The 15,645-nt window shown below is 29.8% G+C and carries 18 protein-coding genes; 12 read left to right on the top strand and 6 right to left on the bottom strand.

Translation table 11 applies throughout. The annotated features are described in order from the left end of the window. Window positions 1-3: 3 nt before the first annotated feature. The 12 genes from ELQ05_RS03595 to ELQ05_RS03540 all read left to right on the top strand — a co-directional run bounded on the left by ELQ05_RS03595 (window position 4) and on the right by ELQ05_RS03540 (window position 11,193). The gene (locus ELQ05_RS03595; protein ID WP_070300913.1) at window positions 4-1,224 is read left to right on the top strand and encodes an argininosuccinate synthase; all 1,221 of its coding nucleotides are present in this window, start codon (window positions 4-6) and stop codon (window positions 1,222-1,224) included. A gap of 12 nt (window positions 1,225-1,236) precedes the next feature. Continuing rightward, window positions 1,237-1,680, top strand: coding sequence for a 50S ribosomal protein L9 (gene rplI / locus ELQ05_RS03590; protein ID WP_002781628.1), 444 nt, complete (start codon window positions 1,237-1,239; stop codon window positions 1,678-1,680). Further along, window positions 1,680-2,222, top strand: a complete 543-nt coding sequence (gene hslV / locus ELQ05_RS03585) for an ATP-dependent protease subunit HslV (RefSeq protein WP_002781630.1) — start codon at window positions 1,680-1,682, stop codon at window positions 2,220-2,222. Before rplI ends, hslV begins: the two co-directional genes overlap by 1 nt. Continuing rightward, window positions 2,219-3,538, top strand: coding sequence for an ATP-dependent protease ATPase subunit HslU (gene hslU, locus ELQ05_RS03580; protein WP_002877690.1), 1,320 nt, complete (start codon window positions 2,219-2,221; stop codon window positions 3,536-3,538). Before hslV ends, hslU begins: the two co-directional genes overlap by 4 nt. Further along, complete coding sequence (gene era, locus ELQ05_RS03575; RefSeq protein ID WP_002877691.1) at window positions 3,535-4,410, top strand: GTPase Era; 876 nt, start codon at window positions 3,535-3,537, stop codon at window positions 4,408-4,410. Before hslU ends, era begins: the two co-directional genes overlap by 4 nt. Further along, a complete protein-coding gene (locus ELQ05_RS03570; protein WP_079862137.1) occupies window positions 4,397-5,503 on the top strand; it encodes a hypothetical protein in 1,107 nt (368 codons plus the stop codon). Before era ends, ELQ05_RS03570 begins: the two co-directional genes overlap by 14 nt. After that, window positions 5,496-6,044 carry a hypothetical protein gene (locus tag ELQ05_RS03565; protein WP_002855032.1) on the top strand — a complete coding sequence of 183 codons (549 nt, stop codon included), beginning with the start codon at window positions 5,496-5,498 and terminating at the stop codon, window positions 6,042-6,044. The genes ELQ05_RS03570 and ELQ05_RS03565 overlap by 8 nt, the downstream gene beginning before the upstream one ends. A 229-nt stretch (window positions 6,045-6,273) precedes the next feature. Continuing rightward, window positions 6,274-6,828, top strand: a complete 555-nt coding sequence (locus tag ELQ05_RS08305; RefSeq protein WP_186820532.1) for an oligopeptide:H+ symporter — start codon at window positions 6,274-6,276, stop codon at window positions 6,826-6,828. A 20-nt stretch (window positions 6,829-6,848) separates the two neighbouring features. Then, window positions 6,849-7,190: a hypothetical protein gene (locus ELQ05_RS08480; protein WP_257841189.1), complete on the top strand. Its 342-nt coding sequence runs from the start codon at window positions 6,849-6,851 to the stop codon at window positions 7,188-7,190. Window positions 7,191-7,200: 10 nt separating this feature from the next. Then, entirely contained in the window at window positions 7,201-7,662 is a 462-nt protein-coding gene (locus tag ELQ05_RS08475; protein WP_134239945.1) for a di-/tripeptide transporter, read from the top strand. 171 nt (window positions 7,663-7,833) lie between these two features. Next, window positions 7,834-9,387 (top strand): peptide MFS transporter, encoded by a 1,554-nt coding sequence (locus tag ELQ05_RS03545; protein WP_002867729.1) that lies wholly within the window; start codon window positions 7,834-7,836, stop codon window positions 9,385-9,387. A gap of 15 nt (window positions 9,388-9,402) precedes the next feature. After that, window positions 9,403-11,193 carry an aminopeptidase P family protein gene (locus tag ELQ05_RS03540; protein WP_070316948.1) on the top strand — a complete coding sequence of 597 codons (1,791 nt, stop codon included), beginning with the start codon at window positions 9,403-9,405 and terminating at the stop codon, window positions 11,191-11,193. 119 nt (window positions 11,194-11,312) lie between these two features. Here ELQ05_RS03540 and mrdA read toward each other — a convergent pair whose 3' ends face one another. From mrdA to ELQ05_RS03510, 6 genes are read right to left on the bottom strand one after another with little or no spacing between them, the layout of a single operon-like run. Beyond that, the gene (gene mrdA / locus ELQ05_RS03535) at window positions 11,313-13,118 is read right to left on the bottom strand and encodes a penicillin-binding protein 2 (RefSeq protein ID WP_088303783.1); all 1,806 of its coding nucleotides are present in this window, start codon (window positions 13,116-13,118) and stop codon (window positions 11,313-11,315) included. Continuing rightward, a complete protein-coding gene (locus ELQ05_RS03530) occupies window positions 13,119-13,613 on the bottom strand; it encodes a membrane protein (RefSeq protein ID WP_002857018.1) in 495 nt (164 codons plus the stop codon). Then, a complete protein-coding gene (gene yihA / locus ELQ05_RS03525) occupies window positions 13,610-14,206 on the bottom strand; it encodes a ribosome biogenesis GTP-binding protein YihA/YsxC (RefSeq protein ID WP_002876714.1) in 597 nt (198 codons plus the stop codon). Before yihA ends, ELQ05_RS03530 begins: the two co-directional genes overlap by 4 nt. Further along, window positions 14,203-14,664: an LptA/OstA family protein gene (locus tag ELQ05_RS03520; protein WP_002859586.1), complete on the bottom strand. Its 462-nt coding sequence runs from the start codon at window positions 14,662-14,664 to the stop codon at window positions 14,203-14,205. Before ELQ05_RS03520 ends, yihA begins: the two co-directional genes overlap by 4 nt. Further along, window positions 14,646-15,161, bottom strand: a complete 516-nt coding sequence (locus tag ELQ05_RS03515; protein ID WP_002876713.1) for a hypothetical protein — start codon at window positions 15,159-15,161, stop codon at window positions 14,646-14,648. Before ELQ05_RS03515 ends, ELQ05_RS03520 begins: the two co-directional genes overlap by 19 nt. Next, window positions 15,152-15,640: an HAD-IIIA family hydrolase gene (locus ELQ05_RS03510; protein ID WP_002932029.1), complete on the bottom strand. Its 489-nt coding sequence runs from the start codon at window positions 15,638-15,640 to the stop codon at window positions 15,152-15,154. Before ELQ05_RS03510 ends, ELQ05_RS03515 begins: the two co-directional genes overlap by 10 nt. Window positions 15,641-15,645 lie beyond the last annotated feature (5 nt).

Genomic DNA, 15,645 nt, shown 5'->3' with positions numbered 1-15,645 from the left:
CTTATGAAAAATGAAGTAAAAAAAGTAGTTTTAGCGTATTCTGGAGGGCTTGATACGAGCATCATTTTAAAATGGCTTCAAGATGAGTATAATTGTGAAGTTGTAACTTTTACAGCAGATATTGGTCAAGGTGAAGAACTCGAACCTGCAAGAAAAAAAGCCCTTTCTTTAGGCATAAAAGAAGAAAATATTTTCATTAAAGATTTAAGAGATGAATTTGTTAAAGATTATGTATTTCCTATGTTTAGAGCCAATGCGATTTATGAAGGAGAATATCTTTTAGGAACAAGTATAGCAAGACCGCTTATAGCAAAAACTCAAGCACAAATCGCCCTGCAAACAGGTGCTGATGCGGTAAGCCATGGTGCCACAGGTAAAGGAAATGATCAAGTGCGTTTTGAACTTGGTTATCTTGCTTTTAGTCCCGATTTAAAAATCATCGCTCCATGGCGTGAGTGGGATTTAAACAGTCGTGAAAAACTCCTTGCTTATGCGCAAAAACACGGTATTGATATTTCTAAGAAAAAAGGAAAATCCCCTTATTCTATGGACGCAAATTTACTTCATATTTCTTATGAAGGACTTGTTTTAGAAGATCCTGCACACGCACCTGAAGAAGATATGTGGAGATGGAGTAAAAGCCCAAAAGACGCTCCAAATGAAAGTGAAATTATAGAACTTGATTTCCAAAAAGGAGATTTAGTAGCGATAAATGGAGAAAAACTAAGTCCCGCAGGACTTTTAACCAAACTTAACGAACTAGGCTGCAAACACGGTATAGGACGCCTTGATATAGTAGAAAATCGCTATGTAGGCATGAAAAGCCGTGGTTGTTACGAAACTCCAGGCGGTACTATACTTTTAAAAGCACATAGAGCGCTTGAAAGCATCACGCTTGATAGAGAAGCAGCACACTTAAAAGATGAACTCATGCCAAAATACGCAAGTTTAATTTATAATGGCTATTGGTTCTCGCCTGAAAGAATGATGCTTCAAGCCTTAATCGACGAGTCACAAATTCATGCCAATGGCAGAGTAAAACTCGAGCTTTACAAAGGCAATGTGATGATTATAGGACGCGAAAGTGCAAATGATAGCTTGTTTAACGCAGCTTATTGTACTTTTGAAGAAGATGAAGTGTATAATCAAAAAGACGCAGCAGGCTTTATCAAGCTTAATGCTTTGCGTTTTATCATCGCAGGAAAAAATGGAAGAAAATTTTAATAAAGGAATAAAATGAAAGTATTATTAATCAAAGATGTAAAAGCACTTGGAAAAGCAGGAGAAATAAAAGAAGTAAAAGACGGCTACGGACAAAATTTCTTAATCGCTAAAGGCTTTGCTAAAGCAGCTACTAATGAAGTTTTAAGAAAATATGAAAGCGACAAGAAAAAAGAGGCTGAAAATTTACGCTTTGAAATCGCAAATTTAGAAAAACTCAAAGAAGAGCTTAGCAAAATCACTCTTGAAATTTCAAAACCCGTAGGTGCAAATGGAAGTTTGTTTGGTGGCGTAACCAAAGATGAAATCGCTCACGCCCTAAAAGAACAAAGCCATATAGAAATCGATAAAAAAAGTTTAGAGTGCGACACCTTAAAAAGCTTAGGAATCCACGAAGTAAGCGTAAAACTTGGACACGCAATCCATGCTAAATTTAACATAAATATAAAGGCAGAATAATGTTTCACGCAACAACGATTTTAGCTTACAAAGGTAAAAATAAATCCGTAATTGGCGGAGATGGACAAGTAAGCTTTGGAAATACGGTGCTAAAAGGCAATGCTGTAAAGATTAGAAAACTCAACAATGGCAAAGTTTTAGCAGGTTTTGCAGGGTCAACAGCTGATGCTTTTAATCTTTTTGATATGTTTGAAAATCTCCTTCAAAGTTCTAAAGGCGATCTTTTAAAAGCAGCAATTGACTTTTCTAAAGAATGGAGAAAAGACAAATACCTAAGAAAACTTGAAGCCATGATGCTCGTACTTGATAGAAATCACATTTTTCTACTTTCTGGTACAGGCGATGTGGTCGAACCTGAAGATGGACAAATCGCAGCCATAGGAAGTGGTGGAAACTATGCACTTTCAGCTGCTAGAGCCTTAGCAAAACATACCGATTTAGATGAAGAAGAACTTGTAAAATCAAGTCTTCAAATCGCAGGTGAAATTTGCATTTATACCAATACCAATATCAAAACTTATGTAATCGAGGATGAGAAATGAATCTAACTCCAAAAGAAATCGTTAAATTTTTAGATGATTATGTTATAGGACAAAAAAAAGCTAAAAAAATCATAGCTATAGCTTTAAGAAATCGCTACCGCAGAATGCAACTTAGCCCTGAGTTGCAAGATGATATAGTGCCAAAAAATATCTTGATGATAGGTTCTACAGGTGTAGGAAAAACAGAAATCGCTAGGCGTTTAGCTAAAATGATGGGCTTTCCTTTCATCAAAATCGAGGCGAGTAAATATACTGAAGTAGGTTTTGTAGGTCGTGATGTAGAAAGCATGGTAAGAGATCTTGCCAATGCGGCTTTAAATTTGGTAAAAAACGAACAAAGGGAAAAAAACAAAGATAAAATCGATGAATTTATAGAAAATAAAATTTTAGAAAAACTTTTGCCACCTCTACCAAAGGGTATCAGCGATGAAAAACAAGAAGAATATAAAAACAGTCTTGAAAAAATGAGAACTAAGCTAAGAAATGGCGATCTTGATGAAAGCACCATAGAGATAGAAATTTCACAAAATATGTTCGATACCAATCCCAACCTACCTCCTGAAATGGGTGCAATGCAAGATATAGTTAAGGTTATAGGCGTTGGCAGTAAAAAAGTCAAAAAAGAAATGAAAATCAAAGACGCTAAAAATGCTTTAAAAAACGAAGCAGGAGAAAAAATCCTAGATCAAGAAAGTATCAAAAGTGAAGCCTTAAAAAGAGCAGAAAATGAAGGGATTATTTTTATTGATGAAATCGATAAAATCGCTGTTTCAAGCGGAAATTCAAACCGCCAAGATCCAAGTAAAGAAGGGGTACAAAGAGACTTACTTCCTATAGTTGAGGGATCAAATGTACAAACAAAAATAGGTACTTTAAAAACCGATCATATTCTTTTTATCGCTGCAGGAGCTTTTCATCTTAGCAAACCAAGTGATCTTATCCCTGAACTTCAGGGACGCTTTCCTTTAAGAGTGGAATTAGATAGTCTTGATGATAAAGCTCTTTATGAAATTTTAACACGCCCTAAAAATTCACTTTTAAAACAATACTCTCAGCTTTTAAAAACTGAAAATTTAGAACTTGAATTTGATGATGAAGCCATTAAAGAAATAGCAAAAATAGCTTCAAGAGCCAATGAAGAAATGCAAGATATAGGTGCCAGACGCTTACATACTGTGATAGAAAAATTACTTGAAGATCTAAGCTTTGAAGCTGATGAGTATGCGGGTAAAAAATTCGTAGTGGATAAAAAAATAGTAGAAGAAAAACTCGGAGATATCATAGAAAATAAAGATCTTGCAAGGTATATTTTGTGAAAAGTGGCTTTGTTAGCATCATAGGGCGTACTAATGCAGGAAAAAGTACTTTAATCAATTCCTTATTAGAAGAAAAAATCGCCCTAGTTTCTCACAAACAAAACGCCACAAGACGTAAAATCAAAGCCATAGTGATGCATGAAAAAAATCAAATCATTTTCATCGATACCCCAGGACTTCACGAAAGCGGTGCTACACTTAATCAACTGCTTGTCCAAAGTGCTATTAAATCTATGGGGGATTGTGATGTGATTTTATTTGTGGCGAGTGTTTTTGATAGTACAAAAGACTATGAAAATTTTCTTAGTCTAAACCCACAAGTACCACATATCATCGCTTTAAATAAAGTAGATTTAACCGACAATGCTACGCTTTTAAAAAAACTTAGCGAATATGCAAAATTTAGCCAACATTTTAAGGCTATCATTCCTTATTCTTTTAAGAAAAAAAGCTATAAAAAAGGCTTGTTAGATGAGATAGTAAAATATCTTGACGAACATGAATATTTTTATGATCCTGAATTTTTAAGTGCGAGTAGCGAAAAAGAACTTTATAGAGATTTCATACTTGAAAGTATTTATGAAAATTTAAGCGATGAGCTTCCTTATAGTAGCGAAGTGCTTATCCATCGCACCAAAGACACACCTAATCTTTTAATCCTAGAAGCCAATATCATCACCGATACAAACTCTCACAAGGGTATGCTTATAGGAAAAGAAGGGGCGACTTTAAAAAGAATAGGCAAAGATGCACGCTTTAAAATTTCAAAACTTGCACAAAAAAAGGTACTTTTAAAGCTTTTCGTAACAGTGAAAAAAAACTGGCAAAAAGATGAAGAATTTTTAAAAAAACTTTTAAATGATGAAAATTGATTCATTAAATAAAATAAATTTTATAAAATCTACAGATTTGCTTTATGCTCAAAGAACAGGAATATCCAAAGAAGACGAACTTTTTAACAATTTAACCGCAGATTTTAAGCTAAGCAAACCCTTTGACTATCAAATAGCTTTTTTTAAACATAATGAAATTTATCATTGTTTTTTAGCGCCTGTTTACAAATTGAAAAAAAGTCGTTTTTGCTTTCCTGAGCCTTTAATTTTTCAAGCTTTATTTGATGAAAGATTTATTGAGGAAAGTGATTATTGTGTTTTAAATTTATATGATCAAACTTTATATTTATATTTTTACCAAGAAGGAAAATTTATTAATCTTAAAAAAATCGAAAATTTCAACCCAGGTAATATGGATTTATTTTTTAAACAAAATCGATTTACAGAACTTTTAAAACACTATGAAAGCAAATTGCTACTTTATCAGGATTTGGATATAATCAAACATTACTTCTCATCTCAAATAAAATGTTTAAATCTAAATGATATTCTTGATAAAAATAGTTTATTGAAATTAAGTTCATATAGTATAAAAAATCTAGATCAAAATTGTAATTTTATCAAGCATAATAAAATAAAAATATCTATTTCTTTTAAAATTATATTAATATTTATTTTTAGCTTTAGTCTTAGCATGATGATTTTATTATTTAAAGATTTTATAGAGTACAAACAAAATAAGGAAATTCAAAATAAAAATTTTATCATACAAGAAGAAATTTCTAAACTAAAACAAGATAAGCAAAAATTATTAACAAACATACAAGATTTAAACTTTACTCTTTCCAATAAAATATCATCTACACAACAACAATTTCATATTTTATCCACCATAACAAAAGAAATCAATTTAGATAAAAATAAAGCAATCATTCTAAATCAAATCATATCATGGCTTAACTCCAATGACCTTAAAATCACAAATCTTGAATTTGAACAAACAAAAATCATTCTTTCTTTTATCGATGAAAACCACTTTAAAAGAGCATTAGAAAATCTAAATTCTGCTTTTAAAATTCTTGATAAAAACGAAGAAACATTGAATATCATATTAGAAGTCATACATGAATAAAATAGAAGTATTTTTGCAGAATTTAAATCCTAGGGAAAAATTTCTTTTTATTTCTTTTATCTGTCTTTGTGCTTTGTTTTTAGCTTTTAAAATTCACGATCACTTTTTAGAAGATATTTTTCAAAAAACATTAGTAGAACATAATTACCTTGCATTAAATGAAGCAAAAATAGAAAATTCACATCTTAAAGAAATAGAAACAAAGCTAACAAAACAGATAAAAACAGAGGAAGAAAAATTAAAATACTATAAAGAAAAATTGCATTTATTTTCTTATGATAAAGATTTTTTCAATAAAAAAATCAATAATTTATCCAAAAATTTAACCATTAATGAAATAAAATTTTCCCAAGAAAACAAAAATTTTATCCACTATAATTATGTTTCTCTAAGTTTAAATGGCAACTTTAAAGACTTGCTCAATTTTATACAAAATTTAGAAAATCTTCCTATAGCTTTAAAAATTGATAAAATAAAACTATACAATACACAGGGTTTAAAATTAAAGCTTGATTTAATGTTTAAATTTGTTAATTTATAATAATATTAAAATATTATATTTTTAAATATTATTATAAAAAAAATATTTAAAAATATTGTAATTTAATTATTTTTCTATTACTATTAGTTAAAATATTTTAAGCATAAAAAAGAAAGGTATTGGGAAGTGACTAAACAAGAAATACAAAAACTCGATACAAATTTCCTAGGTCATCCCAAGCCTTTATTCTCTCTATCAATGGTAGAACTTTGGGAAAGATTTGCTTTTCATGGCAACAACCATAAGCAAAGGTGGACTTGGAATAAGCACTGAATACGCCTCGGCAATTTATGGCATTTTTGCAGGATGCTTGTATTTAGCAGCACTTCCTGGAGGCTGGATTACTGATAATTATTTAGGGCAAAAAAAGGCTTTATTTCTAGGTTCTTTTATTATAGCTTTAGGACATATTAACATAGCCTTATCTATTTTAAGCACACCTATATTTTTCCTAGGACTTACTTTTATCGTTATTGGTGCTGGATTTTTTAAAACTAGTGCTTCTGTAACAGTTGGAATGTTATATAAACAAAATGATACAAGATGCGATACTGGCTATACGATTTTTTATATAGGAATTAACATTGGGGCATTCATTGCTCCTCTTATATGTAGCTTTGTTCAAGCAAAATGGAATTATCATTTAGGATTTGGAGGAAGTTTAGGTATGCTATTCTCTTTACTTATTTTATATTTTAAAGCTGCTCCTGAGCTTGAAGAATTTCATAAAAATTGCACTTTAGAGCAAAACTGGGAACAACCATTTAAAAAAGTAAAAATTTAACTCTTATACTAAGTATAAGCTTGTTAAGTATTATTGGATTTTTTCTAATTTTTATTAATCTTGCAGATATTAACCCCATAATACCATCAAAAAAACTTCTAATTGTAATTTTACTATGTTTGGCAATTTATTTCATATATCTTTTTGTTTTTAAAGCCTTAAATAAAAGAGAAAAACAGCAATTAACAATTTTAATTGTTTTATTCTTTGCAGCCACTTTTTTTTGGAGTACTTTTGAACAAAAACCTACCGCTTATAATCTTTTTGCGCAAGATTTTACAAATAGAAATATTTTTGATTGGAAAATTCCAACTGGTTTCAATCTTTTAATCCAATTTTTATCATCATACTTGCTCCTATAGCAAGTTATATTTGGATATTTTTAGAGAAAAAAATATATATTTTTCTTCCATTGGAAAATTTACTTTAGGAATATTATTTGCTGGTATTGGTTTTATGATGATGATCTTTGCTTCACAAAATCTAATAAACAACAATGGTTTGCCAATATCCATGGCTTGGATTATCATAAGTATATTCTTTTTAACACTTGGGGAATTATGCGTGTCTCCTATTGGACTCTCTATAATGGCTAAGGTTGCCCCTGATTTAATCAAAAATCAAATCATGGGACTTTGGTTTGTAGCAAGTGCACTTGGAAATTTTATTGCAGGACTTATAGGGGGAAATGTCAATATTAAAAACATCGATCAACTTCCTAATATTTTTGGACAATACATGTGGATGCTTTTTGTTGTAGCGCTTTTACTTTTTATTGCTAAAAAACCGATTTATAAAATTCTTAACGAAAAAAATAAGCAATTATCTAGCTAAACTTAAAATACAAAATACACCAAAGTTGAAAATTGATCTTAATATTTCTTTTTTTTATATCTGCAAAAAAGTAACATTATGATATAAATCATTTAAAAATATTACAAAGTTATACATATTTTTTAATTTTTTGTCTATAATTTATAAATAAAAATACACAAAGGATATAAATTGAGTAAAAATGTAAAAAATTTAGATACTTCATTTTTTGGACATCCAAAACCACTTTTATCTCTTTCACTTACTGAGCTTTGGGAAAGATTTTCTTTTTACGGAATTCGTCCCTTGCTTTACCTTTTTATGATAGCAAGTTTTGAAAAAAGTGGAATGAACTTAAAACCTGAAGAAGCAAGTGCAATTATGGGAATTTTTGCAAGTTGTTTATATCTTGCTGCTTTGCCAGGTGGATGGCTTGCGGATAATTACTTAGGACAAAAAAGAGCAATTTTACTAGGTGCTTTAACTATAGCATTTGGACATTTGTGCATAGCCTTTTCTTATTTTAATAATAAAATGATTTTTGTTGGTATGGTTTTTTTGGTTATAGGTACAGGACTTTTTAAAACTTGCGCTTCTGTAATGGTTGGAATGCTTTATAAAAAAAATGATGCAAGGCGTGACTCTGGTTTTACTCTTTTTTATATGTGCTTTAATTTTGGTGCTTTTGTAGCTCCTTTAATTTGCGGCTTTTTACAAAAAGAATACGGATGGCATTTTGGTTTTGGTGCAGGTGGGATTGGTATGCTTTTAGCGGTAATTATTTTCTACCTAAAAACTATGCCTGATTTAAAAGAATTTGATGAAAAAGTTGGCATAGACTCTACTTGGGATAGACCAAGCAAAAAAAGCAAAAACGCATTTTACATCATCATTGTATCAGGTATTGTTTTGCTTGGAGCAATATTTTTAATCCTTGGTGGTTTTATAAAATTAGATGCACAAGTTATTAATAAAAATATTATTCTAACTATCTTAGCTTGTGCTGGAATTTATTTTTTATATCTTTTCGCTTTTACTTCTTTAAAAATAGAAGAAAAAAGAAATTTAATTATTTTTATTGTTTTATTTTTAGCGGCTGCGTTATTTTGGTCAGTATATGAGCAACAATACACTTCTTTTAATTTTTTTGCAGAAAAATTAACGGATAAAACCATATTAAATTATGAAATTCCTACAATATGGTTTCAATCTCTTGGAGGTTTATTTGTTATACTTTTTGCACCTTTTAGTGCTTTTATATGGACTATATGTGCCAAAAATAATAAAGAAATTTCATCTATTATTAAATTTGCATTAGGACTTTTGGGTGCAGCTTTGGCATTTTTAATAATGGCTTTAGCTTCAAATCATGCAATTAGTTTAAATGGCGATGCTAATACATTAAGAGAAAATTTAGAAAATTCATCACAAATTATTTTAGTTTCACCTTGGTGGCTTGTCAGTAGCTTTTTGCTTATGGTTTTAGGAGAGCTTTGCCTTTCCCCTGTGGGACTTTCTATAATGACAAAAATTGCACCTAATTTAATTAAATCTCAAGTCATGGGACTTTGGTTTGTAGCAAGTGCATTAGGCAATGCTTTAGCTGGATTCATAGGTGGTAAAGCAAGTGAAGAAAATATAGCTTATTTGCCAAATTTATTTTACCAATGTATGTGGATATTACTTGGTGCTGTTATAATTTTACTTATACTCAAAAAACCTATCAATAAAATACTAAAAAATTAATATTAAGGAGAAAATATGAGTATTTACAAACAAAGAGTATTAGAACTTAGAAGATTAATGAAAGAAAATAATATTGACGCCTATCTCATCTTAAGCGCGGATCCGCATTTGAGCGAATATTTACCAGAATATTACAAAAACAGAGTCTTTATCAGTGGCTTTAAGGGTTCTGTTGGAACAGTTCTTATCACACAAGAAGAGGGCTTTTTGTGGGTAGATGGAAGATATTGGCTTCAAGCACAAAAGGAATTAGAAGGTAGTGGCATACTTTTACAAAAGCAAGATGCTAAAAATACTTTTACCAAATGGTTGGAAAAAAATTTAAGCGAAGATCAAATTTTAGGCATCGATTTTGCACTTTTACCTTTATCTTTGCAAAAAGATTTAAAGATTAATTGCAAGGCAAATTTAAAACATATAGATTTGATAAGTCCACTTTGGAAAGATCGTCCCACTTTGCCACAAGAAAAAATTTATGAACACGAACTAGAATACTGCTCTTACTCAAGAAAAGAAAAATTAGCATTAGTGCGTCAAAAAATGAAAAATTTAAATGCTACTTCTCATTTAATCTCCAGCCTTGATGATATAGCTTGGCTTACAAATTTAAGAGGGAATGATGTAAATTATAATCCTGTATTTTTAAGTCATTTGCTAATCTTGGAAGACAAAGCTTTGCTTTTTGTTGATCAGAAAAAAGCAAATTCAGAACTTGAAAAAAAATTAAATTTAGATGGGTTTTGGCTTAAAAATTATGATGAAATCATCATGGAGCTTGAAAAACTTGCAAATACAAATTTGCTTATTGAACCTTCAAAAATGACCGCTTTACTCATAAATTCTTTAGACAAAAGCGTAAAAATCATTCAAGAAATTAATCCAAGCACTCACTTAAAAGCAGTTAAAAATACAAAAGAAATAGCGCATATACAAGATGCTATGATAGAAGATGGAGTGGCTTTATGTAAATTTTTTGCATGGCTTGAAGAAGCGATAGAAAATAAAGAATTAATAAGCGAATTAGACATAGATGCTAAAGCAAGCGAATTTAGAGCACAAAGCAAGCACTACATAAGTGATAGTTTTGCCACTATAGCAGGCTTTAACGAAAACGCAGCATATCCACATTATAAAGCCACAAAAGAGAGTTTTGCTTATCTTAAAAAAGATGGGCTTTTACTTATTGATTCTGGTGGACAATATAAAAACGGCACAACAGATATTACACGCGTTGTACCAATAGGAAAGGCTAATGCAGAACAAATTCATGACTATACCTTGGTTTTAAAAGCACATATTGCCATTTCCAGTGCAATTTTTCCAAAAGATATAGCTATGCCCTTACTTGATGCAATCACACGCGCACCTTTATGGAAAGAACAAATTGACTATATACACGGCACAGGACATGGCGTGGGATATTTTTTAAATGTCCATGAAGGTCCACAAGTTTTATCTTATCTATCCCCTGTGCTTGAAAAAACAAAAGCCAAAGAAGGTATGCTAACCTCCATAGAGCCAGGTATTTATAAAGTAGGTAAATGGGGTATAAGACTTGAAAATTTAGTTATTCATACCAAAGTAGAAAATCCTAAAAATAAAGATTTTGGAGAGTTTTTATACTTTAAACCTGTTACTCTTTGTCCTTTTGAAATATCTTGTATTGATACAAAAATGTTAGATGAAAAAGAAAAAGAATGGTTAAACAATTATCACAAAGAAGTATTTGAAAAACTTTCTCCTAAGCTAGGTGATTATCCAAAAGCTCTAGTTTGGCTTGAAAAAAGAACAAAAGCCATCTTTTAAGATACTTTTGTTAACATAGATAAATTTTCCTTGTATCAAACTTATAATTTGTTTAATACAAGGTTTTTAAACCAATTGCTAAAAAAGTTTTTTTGAAAAACTCAATTTACAACTAAAAATTATTTAAAATATCCAAGTTCAATCATTTTTTGATAAATTTTAGCTACAGTTGCCCCTGAAGTAATATTTCTCCCACCATGTTCCAAAAGAACGGTAACTACATATTTTGGCTTAGAATAAGGAGCATAAGAAGTAAGCCACGCATGAGATCTAGTATAATACTCAAATTGTTTTTCATCGACCCTATTTTTATCTGTTTGTGAAAATCCCACAACCTGAGCAGTTCCTGTTTTTGCTGCAACTTTCACATCAAGATTATGCAAATAACGATAAGAGGTTCCTCCTTGCTCATTAGCAACAGCATACATTGCATCTCTTATATAAGGCAATTGACTCTTTTCAAATAAAGTAAAAATTTCTTTTTTATTTTCATCCATTTGATTTTCTATAGTTGTATTATTATTTTCTATGCTTTTTAAAAAATGAGGTATAACCTCTCCACCTTTTGCGATTTGAGCTGTATATCTAGCAATTTGCATAGGTGTTGCAAGAAAATTACCTTGACCTATAGCTGTATTTAAAGTATCACCTTGAAACCAAGATTGTCTATATCTTTGCATCTTCCATTCTTTGCTTGGTAAAGTTCCTACAAATTCACTAGGTAAATCTACCCCTGTTTTCGCTCCAAAGCCAATGCGAGATAAAGTTTCACTTATTTGATCGATTCCAACTTGCAAACTGCCATTATAAAAATAAACATCACAACTATATTTTATCGCATGTTTTAAATCCACAGGTCCATGGCCTGATCGATTCCAACATCTAAAAAACCTGCCTCCAAGCTCAATACTTCCATTGCAAACATATTGAGTTAATGGACTAATATTTTTAGAATTTAAAAAAGAAAGCCCTACTCCCATTTTTACAACAGAACCTGGAGGATAATATCCATTTATAAGTTTATTTGTAAAAGGATGATCAAGACTATTTGAAAGCTCATCCCAATCCTTAAAAGAAATCCCTGTTACAAAAGGATTAAGATCATATTCAGGGAAACTCCCTGCAGCTAAAATAGATCCATCATTTACATTCATAATTATAGCAGCTCCAGCATTCCCTTCAAACAATGAAGTTAAATAAGACTGAAGCTCTATATCTATCGTAAGTTCTATATCATTAGACATAGCAGGAGTGTAAGAAAGCTGTTCTACTTCTTGATTTAAGGCATTAACCTTATAAACCCTAGTTCCTTTTTCTCCTTGTAAAATATCATTATAATAGCGTTCTATACCACTTTTTCCCGTATAATTAGAAAGTTTTGCTATTTCATTTTCTTGAACATCTTGCAAATTTGCCTTACCTACATACCCAATAATATGCGAAGCTAATTTTCCAAAAGGATATTTTCTTTTTACAACAGGATCTATTTTTATTGTTTTATTAAGATTTAACTCTGAATAATGCGGAATAATCTCATCATAGGGTATAAAATCTACAACTTTAATAAAATCTTGATTATAGTAAGAATCATTTCTCTTATAAATTTCTGCTAATTTACTAGCATTTAAATCGGGAAATAAATTTGTAAGTTCAGATAATTCTTTATCCAAAATTCCTTTATTTGACTTTTTAATACTCAAATAAGGTTTAATAGAAATACTAAAACCCAAATCATTAATAGCCAATAAAGTTCCATTTCTATCTGTAATTTGACCCCTAACAGGTGGCAAAAATTCAGTTTTTATGGCATTTTGTTTAGCAAGCTCTTCATAATATACATTTGATTTTATACTCAAATAATACACACGACTTAATAAAAATATAAAAAACAATAGTATAAATCCAACAACTAAACGCATTCTCATTTAAATTTTACCTTTAAAAAACACATAAGCTAAACAACATTCTATAAAAACTGAAACAATATACGCCCATCCTAAAATTTTAATTTTTTCATCTCCAATATAAGACAATATCATATCCAAAAACAAAATAATGCCGTAAGCACAAAGCACAAAAACAACAGGGATAAATTTACCAATTTTTAAATTTGTCTTAATCCAATCTGCACAAAGATAATAAAAAATAAAAAATGCCAACCAAGATGAAAAAATAAAAAAATTATAAGTTATATCAGTAAAAAATAAAAAAAATAAAGAAAAATACCATCTAAAATCAAGCTTTGAAAAAGTTCTTTCTCTCTCTTCTAGTAAGCAAAACATATAACAGAAAAAAATCCCATAAAGTAACGGAGCATATACAAAAGTCGAACCAAGAATCTGATAGATTAGAAAAAAAAATCCTAAAAAGACATAAGCTCCATTAAATTTTGCTTTATAAGCACTTAAATTTCTTCTCATTTACCAAGACCTAAAGTTTGATTGATAATAATATCTTCCAAAGAATCAAGGCCAAATTTATTCAAATTTGAAACTAAAATAGAGTCTTTAAATTCATTTTTTAACTTAGCTTTTTCACTTTGATTTAATTTATCGCATTTGGTAAAAACTTTTAAAATTTTTTGATCAGGTCGTAAAAATCTTTTCAAATAGTCATTTAAATTTACATCGATCTCTAAATGAGTATGTCTTGAATCGATTAAATGTATAAATAACTTTATCGAGGTTCTTAATTTTAAAAATTCATCTAAGTTTTGATTCCATATTTCTTTTAAATTTTTAGAAACCTTTGCATAACCAAACCCTGGCAAATCGATAAAATTGATATTAAATTTTTCTTCATTTCTTTTGCAAGTTACTTCGAAAAAATTTATAAGCTGAGTTTTTCCAGGAGTTGCCGAACTTTTGGCTAAATTTTTTTGTTTACACAAAGAATTGATTAAAGAACTTTTTCCGACATTAGAACGCCCCAAAAATGCTACTTCACTAAAATTTGAGCTCAAATTCTCATCAAATTTCACTAAAGAAGTGATAAATTTAGCACTAATTATCATTTGTCTTTAAGGTCAAATACAAAACGAGCAGGTTTTTGATCCTTGCTCTCTACTCGATAAATATTAGCTTTTCTATCGACTATTATTTTATCACCAAAAAGTTTTTGATTGCTTCCAAGCTCATTTATATAAGCATGACCATTAATCTCGTAAGTATCTTTAATAACATTATAAATAAATTTATCTCCACTACCTTTATAAGTTTTACCTTTTAAAACAATCTTAAACCTAGCATTTTGCATTGCTTCATAACGAATAGGTTTGCGATTTTTATCCGTATAAATAATCAATTTTTCAGAATTTAAAATATCATCACCCCTAATTACTTCTACATTTCCACTAAGAATACTTTCACCCTTATTTTCATCTGAGTAAAAATTTAAAGCTTTTACTTCAATTTGAGTTGCCCAAGTTACACTTACACAAGCTAACAATAAAATTATTTGTCTTGCAACCACGCATTTACTCCTTGGATATTTAAAATTTTGTTTTTTACATCATAGTTTAAAGTATTTCCGTTAATAATACTTCCATTGATCAGAGCTTTAAAATTAGTATTTGTGTGTAAAATTTTATCCTTAGGTTGGTATTCTACCTCTTGAGAAATAATTTTGACATTATCAGAACCTATATAAGTAACATTTCCTTCAAACAAAACCTTGCTCATATCTTTATTAAAAAACTCTAAACGATTTGCACTAAGATTAAAATCTAAATTTAAAGTAATAAAATCATTAAATTCATCTCTATCTGTATATCTCACCCAAGAATTTGCCTTATAATATGCCTTAATTGTACTAGCATTACTCTCATAAGCTTTCAAATTTTTAGCCTCAATATTTTTAAAATTTAAAGCATTAGTTTGCAAATTCAAAGAATACGGATCTTGCAAACTTAAAATCGTAAAAGTAATTGTAAAAAGAGCAATTAAAATTCCAAAAATTTTTATAGCCAAAGCTTATTCCATTCTTCTTCTAGATGATTTTTTTCTACTAAAATTTCTATCATCTGTGCTACAGCAGCCTTACCACCTTTTTTGCTAAGCACTATGTCTACATTTAAATCTTTATGACCATCTTTTGGCTTAAAACTAAGCCCTACACTTTCAAGCAAAGCCTTATCGTTAAAATAATCTCCAATAGCCGCACACTGAGAAAAATCTAAATTAAGTTTTTGCAAAATTTCTTTTGCGCAAGCTAACTTATCCTTAACACCTTGATATAAAATTTCTATTTTTAAATCTTTAGCTCTTTTTTCAACACAAGGACAATTTCTACCTGTAATAATAGCAATTTTTTTACCAAGCTTTAGCCAAGCCTCGATAGCCGCTCCATCTTTTACATCAAATTCTTTAATAAATTCTCCATTAGAAGTATAAATAATTTTTCCATCAGTTAAACAGCCATCTACATCCAAAAAAATCAATTCTGTCATAATTT

The sequence above is a fragment of the Campylobacter sp. US53 genome (genome assembly GCF_004378995.1).
GTDB classification, from domain to species: domain Bacteria; phylum Campylobacterota; class Campylobacteria; order Campylobacterales; family Campylobacteraceae; genus Campylobacter_D; species Campylobacter_D jejuni.
This window is presented reverse-complemented; position numbering and strand designations above follow the sequence as displayed.

What these genes read in the sequence shown, in the direction of transcription:
- ELQ05_RS03595 (WP_070300913.1), top strand. Translation starts at nt 4, where the DNA reads ATGAAAAATGAAGTAAAAAAAGTAGTTTTAGCGTATTCTGGAGGGCTT.
- rplI (WP_002781628.1), top strand. Translation starts at nt 1,237, where the DNA reads ATGAAAGTATTATTAATCAAAGATGTAAAAGCACTTGGAAAAGCAGGA.
- hslV (WP_002781630.1), top strand. Translation starts at nt 1,680, where the DNA reads ATGTTTCACGCAACAACGATTTTAGCTTACAAAGGTAAAAATAAATCC.
- hslU (WP_002877690.1), top strand. Translation starts at nt 2,219, where the DNA reads ATGAATCTAACTCCAAAAGAAATCGTTAAATTTTTAGATGATTATGTT.
- ELQ05_RS03570 (WP_079862137.1), top strand. Translation starts at nt 4,397, where the DNA reads ATGATGAAAATTGATTCATTAAATAAAATAAATTTTATAAAATCTACA.
- ELQ05_RS03565 (WP_002855032.1), top strand. Translation starts at nt 5,496, where the DNA reads ATGAATAAAATAGAAGTATTTTTGCAGAATTTAAATCCTAGGGAAAAA.
- ELQ05_RS08305 (WP_186820532.1), top strand. Translation starts at nt 6,274, where the DNA reads ATGGCAACAACCATAAGCAAAGGTGGACTTGGAATAAGCACTGAATAC.
- ELQ05_RS03540 (WP_070316948.1), top strand. Translation starts at nt 9,403, where the DNA reads ATGAGTATTTACAAACAAAGAGTATTAGAACTTAGAAGATTAATGAAA.
- mrdA (WP_088303783.1), bottom strand. Translation starts at nt 13,118, where the DNA reads ATGAGAATGCGTTTAGTTGTTGGATTTATACTATTGTTTTTTATATTT.
- ELQ05_RS03530 (WP_002857018.1), bottom strand. Translation starts at nt 13,613, where the DNA reads ATGAGAAGAAATTTAAGTGCTTATAAAGCAAAATTTAATGGAGCTTAT.
- yihA (WP_002876714.1), bottom strand. Translation starts at nt 14,206, where the DNA reads ATGATAATTAGTGCTAAATTTATCACTTCTTTAGTGAAATTTGATGAG.
- ELQ05_RS03510 (WP_002932029.1), bottom strand. Translation starts at nt 15,640, where the DNA reads ATGACAGAATTGATTTTTTTGGATGTAGATGGCTGTTTAACTGATGGA.